Source organism: Marinobacter nauticus ATCC 49840 (genome assembly GCF_000284615.1).
Taxonomy (GTDB): Bacteria; Pseudomonadota; Gammaproteobacteria; order Pseudomonadales; family Oleiphilaceae; genus Marinobacter; species Marinobacter nauticus.
Map to the genome: position 1 here is coordinate 2,845,620 of NC_017067.1, position 12,182 is coordinate 2,857,801.

A 12,182-nucleotide genomic window follows, 5' to 3' on the forward strand; every position below is an offset into this window, starting at 1 on the left:
TCTGACGTTGCGCCGGCGTAGCATGGCCATCATCCATTGTGAACAACGACGAGGAAAGACCCATGAAAGCAAAAACCACCCTGTTAACCGCCGGTGTACTGATGGCAAGTCTGATGGCCGCCAGCACGGCTGTTCTCGCGGAACGGCACGGCAAACACCACCAGAACGGCAAGTGGGACAAACAGGAACTGTGCGAGAACTTCCGTGAAGGCAAAGGCCCCTTTAACCGTGAAGAGCGCCAGGCCGAGAGGGAAACGTACCGGGCAGAAATGGCCGATCGCCTGAAACTGAATGAGGAGCAGCGCCAGATCTGGGCGGAGATCCACCAGGAAAGACAGATCAAACAGGAAAAACGCATGAATCAGTGGCAGGAAAAAATGCAGCAACGCTGTAGCAACAGTGGGAAGCAAGACAAGGAGTGATCAAATGGCGGGTTCTGGCGTATGGTAGAAGGTATTCGTCAACGACCTGAAACCAACCATGTCAGAAAACGCGCCACGCGAACTCACTCTGGAGACCCGAGCCAGTATTGCCGACATCCCGAAATCGGACTGGCAACGACTGACGGGGGTCTCCAACCCGTTTCTTCGATACGAATTCTTTCAGGCACTGGAAGAAAGCGGCTGTACCTGCCCCGAAACGGGCTGGACACCCAGCCACCTGGTATTCAAACACGAAGGCCGGATTACAGGCCTGGCACCCGCCTACCTGAAAACCCACTCCATGGGTGAATATGTGTTCGACTGGTCCTGGGCCGAGGCCTACCAGCGATACGGCCTGCCCTATTATCCAAAGCTGTTGATCGCCATTCCGTTCACGCCGTCTGCCGGACCACGGCTGCTGCTGGACGCCGAGGTCCGGCGACAGCTGACCCCCGAACGCCTGCACGACTTGCTGGATACCCTGACACACCACCTGGGGGCACACTCCTGGCACCTGCTGTTTCCCAACGCCGAAGACCAGCAACTGCTGGCGCATGACGATGAACTGCATCGCATCGGCTGCCAATTCCACTGGCACAACCACAACTACCACAGCTTCGACGATTTTCTGGCGGCATTGAATTCCCGCAAGCGTAAATCCATTCGCAAGGAACGCCGGCAAGTGGCGGAACAGGGCATCACCTTTGCCCGCTTCCATGGCAAGGATATTTCAGACCAGGTTCTTGCCGCCTTCTATGTGTTCTACCAGGCCACCTATCTGAAGCGGGGCCAGAGACCATACCTGAACAAACAGTTTTTCACGTTACTGAGAGAGCAGCTATCCGAGCATATGCACGTAATCATGGCGATCAAACAGGGCGAAATGATCGCCGGGGCCCTGTTTCTGTCGGGGCAAATCACACTTTACGGCCGATACTGGGGCTGTCTGGACGAGTACAATCACCTGCATTTCGAGACCTGTTACTATCAGGGAATCGAGCTGGCGCTGGCGCTTGGGCTGACACATTTTGATGCCGGCGCCCAAGGCGAACATAAACTGGTTCGGGGGTTTGAACCGGTGATCACCCATTCCTGGCACGGTATACAGCACCCCGGATTCCGGGACGCCATTGCCGACTTCACCCGGGAAGAAGCAGAGCAGGTACAAGGGTATTTTGCAGAGGCGGAAACCTTACTGCCGTTTAAACAACAAACACCGCAATAGTCTGTATACTGATTGACCAGGACGGACTTCAATCAGGTGAACGGCAATGGATACCGGTCTGCCAGGAAGCATACTCACCTCATTTGATCCACCCCTGATGGTGGCATTGGGTGCCTTTGTGCTGGCGCTTCTCAGCCTGATACTGGCATCCCGGTTACGGAACAAAAACCAGAGCCAGCTCAGCGCATTGAGGGAAAGGTCGGACACCCTCTGGCGTGAAATGGATGACATCCGGGTCAGCCAGTTCAACCGCTCAGATCATAGCCCGTCGACCAGCCATTCCTCACTGGACCAAGCCCGTTACCAAACGGAAATGGAAGCCTACCAGAAGACCTGGCCGGCCATCTGGCTTCTGCACGAACGCCTGGGGCAGTTTCTGCGAACTGTCGAAACCGGTGAATCCGCCAACGACTTACGTCTGGAGGCCAGAAACGCTGCGCTGGACGCCCGAAATCACCTGAACCAGCACCGCCCCTTCTGTCACGAAACGGTGGATGAACTGCTCACCCGGCTCATTGACGTGGAAATCAAGGCCCACCTCGCCGCCTGCCAGTACCTGGACCTGGTGAAGGAAGTCCGGCACGGCGCTTCCGATCACGACCGGAGAGTCCTGCACGACAAGTTTCACAGCCTGCATGAGGGCGAGGCTCGGGAGCTTTTGAATCACCTGGTGACCACCATCCGGCACCGCGCCATAAGAAGCGGCTAAGTTTGCTTAGCTATCGGCAATCCGGAAACCGATTTTCAGGCCCACCTGATAATGACCGACCTTTCCGTCGACAATGTGGCCACGGGTTTCCGTTACCTCGAACCACTCCATATTGCGAATACTTTTCCCGCACTCATCCAGCGCGTTCTGAATGGCATCTTCAATGCTCGTCTTTGATGAGCCTACGATTTCCACTTTTTTGTAGACATGGTGATCAGACATGACAGCCTCCTGACTCAAGAATATTTACACCTTGAGCCTAGAAGCCAGCGCGAGCTTGGGCAAACGACCATTCTTTAACCTGCTTCATCCATTGACCGTCAAAAGGCGTATCATCTTGCCTGTAGCATGCTGGAAATACTCGAACCGGACCTGTAAATGAAACGACTTCTCAAATACGCCGCGGGCCTGCTCGGCGCCCTGCTGTTGCTTCTGGGCGGCCCCCTTCTGTTGGCCGCCAGCAGCAGCCTTGAGGTTGCGGAGAGCTGGCGTACCGCCAGCCGGGAAAGCGCCGGTATAGCGCCTCGACCCGAACAGGTGGAGGAAGCCATTATTCAGGTCTATGGCGCACGCGCCTGGAGCTGGCGAGGCTACTTTGCGGTACATACCTGGATTGCGACCAAAGAACAGGGCGCTGATTATTATCAGGTGCACGAGGTCACCGGCTGGCGCACCTACGTGGTCAATTCCCGCCCCGGCGACCCGGACAGACACTGGTACGGCGCCAGGCCGGAACTGTATGCAGATATTCGGGGAGAGAAAGCCGCGGCCTTGATTCCTCAGATCTACCAGGCAGTGGAAAATTATCCCTACCCCACCCAATACGAAGCCTGGCCGGGGCCAAACAGCAACACCTTCGTAGCCTGGGTGATACGGGAAACGCCGGATTTCGACGTAGCCCTGCCCAGCCACGCCATTGGCAAGGACTACCTGGGGGACCGGCTGATCGCCCCAAGCCCGGGTGGCGCGGGCTATCAACTATCCCTGGGTGGATATTTCGGTGTGTTGGCCGGGGTTCGAGAGGGTCTGGAAGTGAATATTCTGGGGTTGTCGCTGGGTATCAATCCTATGGCGCTGGGTATCAAATTACCGGGACTCGGCGAGCTGGCCTTGCTTGACACAAACCCCATGCACGAGCAACCAGCTCGCTAGACGCTCAGGGGTGGGGGTGGTCTCCCAAAAACCGCTACAAGCACCCGGAGGCGGGTCCAGCCAGCAATCAAAGATTGCTGTCGTTCGGCTGCATATGAAGCTTCTCTTCATAAACACTTGCCTCACCCATGTGCGCTTCTCTCCGGCCATCCATGGCCTCCGACATTTTTGGGAGACCACCCCCACCCCTGAGCTGCACTGTCCCAAAGTCAAAGCTTGGCGAATTCCAGATACCGACTGGCTGCCTGCTTCTTCTCATCCTGGCTGTTCAGCAACTCCAGCCGCAATTTATCAATGATCTTCAGATAACCATCCAGCGGGGACTTTTCTTCGCCCTGCTCTTTTGAAGCCTCAATAAACGCCTGCTGCTTCTCACGAATTTCGTTCAGTTTTTCTATGGCATTGCGGATCGCTTCCTCTCGTGCAGAAGCTGCGCCGCTCATCTCGGGTTCAGCGTTACGAACCCCAAGAACGGTTTCCACCGCCGGGGCCGACTCGGTGGTCTGTTCCGCCAGGTCCAGCTCTTCCAGAGTCCGAACTTCACCGTCAGTGGTCAGGTAAATACCAGAGGCCTTGATCTGCCCCAGGGGCACGCCCTGAGGATTGGTCAGAGTGAAGCGGTCGTCCACGCTGTCGACATACAGTGCCTGGACACCAACCTCCGCCAGCGAGCGCAGATCCTGGCCGCCATCAGCCGTCTGTACCCACACCGACAGGGACTGAAAAATCTCATCGTTAGCATCTATCCAGCGATTACCATCGTCATCAAACGCAGCCAGCTCGCTGAAGCCAGATCCACTTTCCGGGCCGAACAATTCGCTGCCATCGTCCACTTTACCGTTACCATTGCGGTCAAAAACCAGATATCCGCTGCCCGCGCCCAGAGAGGCGAACTGCGCCGTCTCGCCGTTGCCCGTCATGTCGAATTCAAACAGGGTGTCGGTCAGTCTCGCGGTAGAAGCACCAAAGTTGATCACCAGCGGATCAGTCAGGGGACGCTCCTGAATCTGGATCAGCTCGGAATATTCATAGCTACGCGACTGGGACTGCCTGAGCGACAGGGTAAAGTCGATGGTTTCACCATTGTCGAGGGTAATACTGCCAGTTGACGCGAAGCTGCGGGTTTCACTTTCGGAGTAGAACATATAGCGACCGGCAGATACCGACAGACTCTTCGGCGATTCCGCGGCTGCTTCACCCCCCAGGGCGGCTCGGCTGACCGTCAGCGCCTGCTGCCCCATCAGGAACAGCTCTGAAGACTTTTCGACCAGTTCCGAACTGGTGAAGGTGGCCGCTCGGTTGGCCCCGGTCACCTCACTGGTGCTGGAAAAGGCCATCTGCTCCTGGCTGCTGTAGCGATACGCCGCCTGTCGGATCAGCGACACTTCGGTGCCCCGATTGGTCTGCCCCTGCGGCTCCGGGGCGGCAGACTGGCGGATTCTCAGTTGGGAACTGTCAAACGCCGAGACCTGGCGGCTGCTGTCCTGAAACAGCGAAATCTGGCTGGATGCAATCATGGAGTGGTACCTCAGTGACACTTGGTCACTTAACGGCACCATCACCGAAAACTTGAGCAGATTTCAACCACACCCACCGACGACATCAGAGCAAATAACGAACCGTCGCAGCGGCCAGCAAGCCAATAGCGATAGCGGGAAGCGGCTTGTGGAGCACAAGCATGGAAACCGTCGTGGCTACCAGTGCTGCCAGCGCACCCAGATCGCCACCCACCGCCATGGGTACAATGATGGCGATCAGCACCGAGCTGGCCATGGTATTGATAAAACTCTCTACCCTCGGATTGATGCGCACAAACGACATCACGAACACGCCGCCAAAACGGGTAATCAGTGTCACCACGGTCATGATAGTGATCAGCGCCAGCACACCGAGGGTGGTAGTTTCAATGGTCACCAGACACCTCCCGCTGGCTATCCGCCACCTCGGTTTTGTGTTCCAGCCAGAACAAACCGACCAGACCACCAGCGATCGCGCCAACCACCACGTGCATATTGGGCGGTAGCCATTTCCAGGCGGCAAGGGAGGCTGCGCCGGAAACGCACCAGGCGACCAGCACCCGCGGGGATTTATTGCCACCCAGTGCCATGGCCAGCAGGAAGCAACCCAGCACCATATCCAGCCCGAAGGCTTTGGGGTTCTGTAACAAACCGCCGAAGTAGACACCCAGGGCTGTACCAACAATCCAGGCCAGCCACAGAACCAAGCCACCCCCGATAATCACTTCCAGATTGCGCCTGCCATTCTGGTAATCCTGGGCCGAGACGGCCCAGTTGGCATCGGTCAGCAATAGCAAGAGCGCATAACGCCGCCCGGGAGAGACTTCCCTGAGCATCGGGTATAGCGAGGCGCCCATCAGCAGGTGCCTGGAATTGATGGCAAAAACCACGGCGATCAAAGGCAGAACCGAGACATCGGCGCCCCAGATATCCACCGCCGCAAACTGCGAAGCGCCAGCAAACACGGTCGTGCTCATCAGGATAGACTGCAGCGGCGTCAACCCTTCCTGAATGGCGGCCAGACCAAAGGCAGCACCAAACGCCACCACAAAGAATGAGATGGGGAGCAGGCGGAAGAACTCGGAACGGACTTTCCGCGAATCAAACTGATAAGGATAGGAGGCGACAGACATCTGAAGAAGCTAAGCCGGATAGTGCAAAACGCGTATAGGTAGAAACCACCATTAAGCGTTTTTTTTCTTACCAGTGCTCAGGCAGTTAGATGATTAAATCAAACAAGTTCACAATTCCGCCGGCCGCCAAGGTTGACGTTCACGTAAACTTGCATTAGCTTGAATTTCGTCCGGCCCCAAAAGGGCAACCCGACCAATCCTTCGGGAGGACACCTGAAATCAACACCCTGGCCACAAGCCAGACCGACAAAAACAAGACAGAACCTGCCGCCGGGATCCGGCTGTGCGGGAGAGGATTTCAACATGCTGTTCAGCCATCCGGAGTTCGATCACCACGAACACCTGTCGTTTTTCTGCGATGCCGAAACCGGCCTCAAAGCCATTGTCGCTATTCACAACACCTCCCGCGGCCCCGCTTTAGGCGGTTGCCGAATGTTTCCTTACGCCAGTGATGAAGAAGCGCTGCGAGATGTGCTTCGCCTGTCCAGGGGCATGACCTACAAATCGGCCCTGGCCAATCTGGACCTCGGTGGTGGCAAATCCGTGATTATTGGCGATCCGCGCAAGCACAAAACACAAGCCCTGCTGGAGGCTATGGGCAAGCACCTTGAAAGCCTGGGAGGCCATTACATTGCGGCCGAAGACTCCGGCACCAGCGTGCCGGATCTGAAAGTGATGGGACGCCATACCCGCCACGTGGCCGGCGTTGCCTACCGTACCGGATTCGACGGCGCCCCCAGTAACGGGGATCCCTCTCCTGTCACCGCTTACGGCACCTTTGTTGGCCTCAGAGCAGCAGTAAAACACCGGCTCGGCAGCGACGACCTTACCGGCCTGAAAGTAGCCATCCAGGGCATCGGTAATGTCGGGTTCCGCCTGGCCCAACACCTGAAAGACGCTGGCGCTGAACTCTGGGTGAACGATATTCACACCGACAACATGCAGCGAGCTGTCGACCAGCTCGGTGCACACGCCGCCTCGGCGGAAGACATACTGACTCTGCCCGTGGATGTTATCGCACCCTGCGCCATGGGCGCCGTCCTGAACGACCGCAGTATTCCTGCCATTCGCGCCGGTATCGTCGCAGGGGCGGCCAATAATCTGCTGGATCGCCCGGAACACGACGCGGCACTGAAACAGCGGGGCATTCTGTACGCTCCGGACTTCGCGATTAACGCCGGCGGCATCATTGATGTGTTCTACGAACGCACAGGGGCATCCCCGGAAAAAGTGCGCGCCCATGTGGAAACCATCGGCGACACCCTGACCGAAATTTTTAACCGTTCTGACCGCACCGGGCTCCCTACCGGTGAAATCGCCAATGAACTGGCTGAAGAGCGGTTCACCAAGCATGCCGCGGGTGCTGGGCTGGCGCCCCAGCGGCTGTCTCGCACCGGATAACCTGACACCGGTGCTTCCCCTTGGGAGCCGCAGTCTCTGCGGCTCCATTTTTAACCCCAGTAACAACAACAAGACCTTCGGGAGAAAACCATGTCTGTCTCATCATCCGGTTCTGCTGCCTATTCCGGCAGCCTTGAGGGCTCCAATGCCCAGCGCGGGCTCTGGTCATCACGGCTCGCGTTCATCCTCGCGGCCACCGGTTCCGCTGTGGGCCTCGGAAACATCTGGAAATTCCCCTACGTAACCGGCGAAAACGGCGGTGGCGCTTTTGTGTTGGTGTACCTGCTGTGTATCGCCATCATCGGTATTCCCATCATGATGGCCGAGGTGATGATCGGCCGTCGTGGTGGCCACAGCCCGGTTAACAGCATCAAGGCCATTGCCCAGCGGGACGGACTGAACCCGGCCTGGAAACTGGTCGGCGCCGTGGGCATTCTTGCAGGCTTCCTGATTCTGTCGTTTTACTCGGTGATTGGTGGCTGGGCCATTTCCTACGTTGGCACCACCGCCAGCGGCCAGCTCTCCGGCCAGACCGCAGATGCCGTGGGTGCGATTTTCTCCGGCCTGCTGAGCAATCCCGGCACCCTGTTGCTGTGGCACACGGTGTTCATGGCCCTGGTGATGCTGGTGGTGGCGAAAGGTGTGCGCTCCGGCCTGGAGCGGGCCGTCAGCATTCTGATGCCGGCACTGTTTGTACTGCTACTGATTGTGGTCGGCTACGCCATGACCACCGGCCACTTTGGCCAAGCGGCAGCCTTCCTGTTCCAGCCGGACTTCTCCAAGCTCACCACCTCTGGCGTACTGGTGGCACTGGGACACGCATTCTTTACTCTGAGCCTGGGTATGGCGGTGATGATGGCTTATGGCTCCTACCTGCCCAAGAAGATTTCCATCGCCAAAACCTCCATTACCGTCTCGGTGATTGATACCGGTGTCGCCCTGCTGGCCGGCCTCGCCATTTTCCCGATTGTCTTTGCCAACGGCCTCGAGCCCGGTGCTGGCCCTGGCCTGATTTTCCAGACCCTGCCCCTGGCCTTCGGTCAGATGCCCATGGGCTCACTGTTCGGCACCCTGTTCTTTGTACTTCTGATTTTCGCCGCCTGGACCTCTGGCATTTCCCTGCTGGAACCGATCGTTGAATGGCTGGAAGAACAAAAGGGCATGAACCGCACCGTCAGTACGCTGGGTGCCGGTGTGGTGTGCTGGGCTCTGGGTATTGCCTCTATTCTGTCGCTGAACCTGTGGGCGGATTTCGCACCACTGGGCTTCATCCCGATGCTGGAAGGCAAAACCATCTTCGACCTGCTGGACTTCTTCACCGCCAACATCCTGCTGCCGCTGGGCGGGCTACTGGTCGCGCTGATGGCCGGCTGGGTAATGTCGAAACCTGCCATGGAGAAGGAGCTGGCCCTGTCACCGGGTACATTCAACCTGTGGTTTGTCACCGTGCGCTTCATCACCCCGATTGCGGTGGGCGTGGTGTTCATCTACAACCTGATGTAAACAACACTCACAACTGATCGAGGGAGGCCTTCAGGGTCTCCCCGATCCTCGCGTTCAATTTCAGATCCACCAGATCCTCAGCCCGGGTCCGCCCCAGATTCAGGGTGGCAATGGGCTTTTTCCAATCGCTGGCGTACCGGCAGAAACGGAAGCCGGAATACACCATCAACGACGAACCGACCACCAACAGGCCATCGCTCGCCTTGAGTACATCAAGCGCAGAGTACACCCTGTCCTTTGGCACATAATCCCCGAAGAACACGACATCCGGTTTCAGGATACCGGCGCATCTGGGGCAGTCCACCGGCCGGAACTCCGAAAAATCCACATCCAGGTCAGCATCCCCATCCGGTGCCGTCTCCGCTGTGTACTTCCGAAATCCGGGATTGAGCTCGGCGCAACGGTCATGCACCTCATCCCGGGGGCAACGATAGCCGCAGCCCATGCACACAACTTCGTCCGCCCGCCCGTGTAGATCGGTCACTGCCCGGGTACCCGCCTTCTGGTGAAGACGATCCACGTTCTGGGTAACCACCAGGCTGCTGTGGTTGAGCAGTTCCAGATCCGAAATGTAGTGATGGGACGGGTTAGGCGCAGCATTACGCATGACCGGCCAGCCAATCAGACTGCGCGCCCAGTATCGCTGGCGGGTGTGGAAGTCCTCCATGAACGCCTTATGCTGCACCGGTTGCTTACGCTTCCAGGCACCATCGCCATCACGGTAATCCGGAATACCGGAATCCGTGCTCACGCCGGCTCCGGTGAGAATCATCAATCTTGGATGTTGCTGGATAAACTCCGCCAGCAACGCCCCGGCTTCGTTCGGGTTATGCATCACAGGCGGCGTTTCCAGCTCGGGCAAGCGCTGGCTGGAACTGAATGGGCGGGTTCGATGCTCAGTCATTTCCGTTACAACTCAGAGGCTCGGAATGTCAGGTTTCGGCGTCAGTGCACCGTTTCAGAATAGTACGCATCTTCTCCACACCGAGCTCATTCATCAACGCAATATTCCGGTCGGGAATACCATCTACGTCCGGATAGTGATCAATAGCTGCTTCCAGGCTTGCTTCCCGCAACAGGTGCAGCATGGGGTACGGCGAGCGATTGGTGTAGTTTTCCGCGGCCCCGGCATCGGTGCCGGCGAACTGATAGTCCGGATGGAAACTGGCAACCTGAAAGACACCTTCCAGCTCCAGATAGCTCAGCAAGGCATCCGCGGCATCGAGAAATTCGTTGTAGGCGAGAAAATCCTGCAACACACCAGGATGGATCAACAACGTGGTTTCGACGTCCGGCTCGTCTTCCAGGCGCTGCAACTCTGACTGCAACGCCTGTAGCAGCTCATCCTCGTTCTCTGCCTCGCTAACGACAAAACGCACGCGGTTCTTGACCAACTCGCGCTTGGCGAAGGGGCAGAGGTTATAACCAACCACCACTTCTTCAACCCATTGCCGGGTGGCGCTTACAACCTGTGATTCATTCATAGGTAGCCCTGGCTCCGAAGATAATCATCATAGCAGCCACTGAAGTCAGTCACCCCATCAGCCGAGAGTTCAATAATCCGCGTCGCCAGCGAAGAGACAAACTCGCGATCATGGCTTACGAAAATCAGCGTTCCCGGATAGTTCTCCAACGCCAGGTTCAAAGCCTCGATAGACTCCATATCCAGGTGGTTGGTGGGCTCGTCCATCAGCATTACATTCGGTTTCTGCAGAATCAGTTTGCCGAACAGCATGCGGCCCTGCTCACCCCCCGAGATTACCTTTACCGACTTGCCAATATCATCACCGGAAAACAGCATTCGCCCCAGAGTGCCGCGCACTAATTGTTCGCCGCCGGTGGTCCATTGCGCCATCCAGTCGGTGAGGGTCTCGTCGCGGGCAAAATCCGCGGTGTGGTCCTGGGCGAAATATCCAACCTCGGCACTGTCAGTCCACTTCACCTCGCCGGAATCCGGCTCATAAGCGCCAGCCAGGCATTGCAGGAGTGTGGTTTTACCAATCCCGTTCGGGCCAATAACAGCCACGCGTTCTCCCGCCTCAATCTGCAGATCCAGGTTTTTGAACAAGGGGCCTTCATCGAAGCCCTTGGTCAGACCTTTCAGAGTCACGGCCTGACGATGCAGCTTCTTGCCCTGCTCGAAGCGGATAAAGGGACTCACGCGGCTTGAGGGCTTCACCTCTTCCAACTGGATCTTGTCGATCTGACGGGCGCGAGAGGTGGCCTGTTTGGCCTTGGAGGCGTTGGCGGAGAAGCGGCTGACGAACTGCTGCAATTCCGCAATCTGGGCTTTTTTCTTGGCGTTGTCCGCCAGCATGCGCTCTCGGGCCTGGGTGGCGGCGGTCATGTATTCGTCGTAGTTACCGGGGAACAGGCGCAGCTCACCATAATCCAGGTCCGCCATGTGGGTACATACACTGTTCAGAAAGTGACGGTCGTGAGAGATGATGATCATGGTGCTGTTGCGGGCCACCAGGATGTTTTCCAGCCAGCGGATGGTGTTGATGTCCAGGTGGTTGGTGGGCTCATCCAGCAACAGTACGTCGGGGTCAGAAAACAGAGCCTGTGCCAGCAGCACACGCAGTTTCCAGCCCGGCGCCAGAGCACTCATGGGGCCGTTATGCTGCTCCAGTGGAATATCCAGGCCCAGCAGCAACTCACCGGCTCGGGATTCCGCGGTGTAGCCATCCATTTCGGCAAACTGCACTTCCAGGTCTGCCACGGCCATACCGTCTTCCTCACTCATCTCCGGCAGCGAATAAATGCGGTCCCGCTCTTTTTTCACATTCCAGAGTTCTTCGTGGCCCATAATCACAGTGTCCATCACTGAGCACTGTTCATAGGCAAACTGATCCTGACGGAGCTTACCCAGCCGGGTATTCGGTTCCAGCATGACCTGGCCCGCCGATGGCTCCAGATCACCACCCAGAATTTTCATCAGGGTGGATTTACCACAACCATTCGCCCCGATCAGGCCGTAACGGTTGCCGTTGCCAAATTTGGCCGACACATTTTCAAACAGGGGCCTGGCCCCGAACTGCATGGTGAGATTGGCGGTGGAGATCAAGAAACAAACCTGTCGAAGTAGAGGCCGACGAGAGCCGGCGAAAAGAAAGCCGG

The 12,182-nt window shown here is 57.4% G+C and carries 13 protein-coding genes; 6 read left to right on the plus strand and 7 right to left on the minus strand.

Annotated features, from left to right (window positions below; translation table 11 throughout):
- Window positions 1-62 precede the first annotated feature (62 nt).
- The 3 genes from MARHY_RS13200 to MARHY_RS13210 are packed head-to-tail and all read left to right on the plus strand — an operon-like array spanning window position 63 to window position 2,356.
- Window positions 63-422, plus strand: coding sequence for a hypothetical protein (locus tag MARHY_RS13200; protein ID WP_014422230.1), 360 nt, complete (start codon window positions 63-65; stop codon window positions 420-422).
- 58 nt (window positions 423-480) lie between these two features.
- A complete protein-coding gene (locus tag MARHY_RS13205; RefSeq protein WP_014422231.1) occupies window positions 481-1,647 on the plus strand; it encodes a GNAT family N-acetyltransferase in 1,167 nt (388 codons plus the stop codon).
- 46 nt (window positions 1,648-1,693) lie between these two features.
- On the plus strand, window positions 1,694-2,356 hold the full coding sequence (locus tag MARHY_RS13210) for a hypothetical protein (protein WP_014422232.1): 663 nt from the start codon (window positions 1,694-1,696) through the stop codon (window positions 2,354-2,356).
- A 6-nt stretch (window positions 2,357-2,362) separates the two neighbouring features.
- Here the strand turns inward: MARHY_RS13210 and MARHY_RS13215 are convergent, their stop codons facing one another.
- The gene (locus tag MARHY_RS13215; protein ID WP_014422233.1) at window positions 2,363-2,578 is read right to left on the minus strand and encodes a dodecin; all 216 of its coding nucleotides are present in this window, start codon (window positions 2,576-2,578) and stop codon (window positions 2,363-2,365) included.
- A 156-nt stretch (window positions 2,579-2,734) separates the two neighbouring features.
- Between MARHY_RS13215 and MARHY_RS13220 the strand changes: the two genes are divergently transcribed.
- Window positions 2,735-3,508, plus strand: a complete 774-nt coding sequence (locus MARHY_RS13220; protein ID WP_014422234.1) for a DUF3750 domain-containing protein — start codon at window positions 2,735-2,737, stop codon at window positions 3,506-3,508.
- A gap of 209 nt (window positions 3,509-3,717) precedes the next feature.
- On the opposite strand, the gene MARHY_RS13225 is transcribed toward MARHY_RS13220, so the two are convergent.
- From MARHY_RS13225 to MARHY_RS13235, 3 genes are all read right to left on the minus strand, one after another.
- Window positions 3,718-5,025, minus strand: coding sequence for an SPM autocatalytic domain-containing protein (locus MARHY_RS13225; protein ID WP_014422236.1), 1,308 nt, complete (start codon window positions 5,023-5,025; stop codon window positions 3,718-3,720).
- 85 nt (window positions 5,026-5,110) lie between these two features.
- Window positions 5,111-5,422 (minus strand): AzlD family protein, encoded by a 312-nt coding sequence (locus tag MARHY_RS13230; protein ID WP_014422237.1) that lies wholly within the window; start codon window positions 5,420-5,422, stop codon window positions 5,111-5,113.
- Window positions 5,412-6,158: an AzlC family ABC transporter permease gene (locus MARHY_RS13235; protein WP_014422238.1), complete on the minus strand. Its 747-nt coding sequence runs from the start codon at window positions 6,156-6,158 to the stop codon at window positions 5,412-5,414. The genes MARHY_RS13230 and MARHY_RS13235 overlap by 11 nt, the downstream gene beginning before the upstream one ends.
- A gap of 303 nt (window positions 6,159-6,461) precedes the next feature.
- On the opposite strand from MARHY_RS13235, the gene MARHY_RS13240 reads away from it, so the two are divergent.
- Together MARHY_RS13240 and MARHY_RS13245 are read left to right on the plus strand one after the other, a co-directional pair.
- The gene (locus MARHY_RS13240; RefSeq protein WP_014422239.1) at window positions 6,462-7,559 is read left to right on the plus strand and encodes a Leu/Phe/Val dehydrogenase; all 1,098 of its coding nucleotides are present in this window, start codon (window positions 6,462-6,464) and stop codon (window positions 7,557-7,559) included.
- A gap of 90 nt (window positions 7,560-7,649) precedes the next feature.
- Complete coding sequence (locus MARHY_RS13245; RefSeq protein WP_014422240.1) at window positions 7,650-9,062, plus strand: sodium-dependent transporter; 1,413 nt, start codon at window positions 7,650-7,652, stop codon at window positions 9,060-9,062.
- Window positions 9,063-9,069: 7 nt separating this feature from the next.
- Here MARHY_RS13245 and MARHY_RS13250 read toward each other — a convergent pair whose 3' ends face one another.
- From MARHY_RS13250 to MARHY_RS13260, 3 genes are read right to left on the minus strand one after another with little or no spacing between them, the layout of a single operon-like run.
- Entirely contained in the window at window positions 9,070-9,966 is an 897-nt protein-coding gene (locus MARHY_RS13250; RefSeq protein ID WP_014422241.1) for an NAD-dependent protein deacetylase, read from the minus strand.
- Window positions 9,967-9,994: 28 nt separating this feature from the next.
- Window positions 9,995-10,546: a DUF1415 domain-containing protein gene (locus MARHY_RS13255; RefSeq protein ID WP_011786325.1), complete on the minus strand. Its 552-nt coding sequence runs from the start codon at window positions 10,544-10,546 to the stop codon at window positions 9,995-9,997.
- Window positions 10,543-12,129, minus strand: coding sequence for an ABC-F family ATPase (locus tag MARHY_RS13260; RefSeq protein ID WP_014422242.1), 1,587 nt, complete (start codon window positions 12,127-12,129; stop codon window positions 10,543-10,545). The genes MARHY_RS13255 and MARHY_RS13260 overlap by 4 nt, the downstream gene beginning before the upstream one ends.
- Window positions 12,130-12,182: the final 53 nt, after the last annotated feature.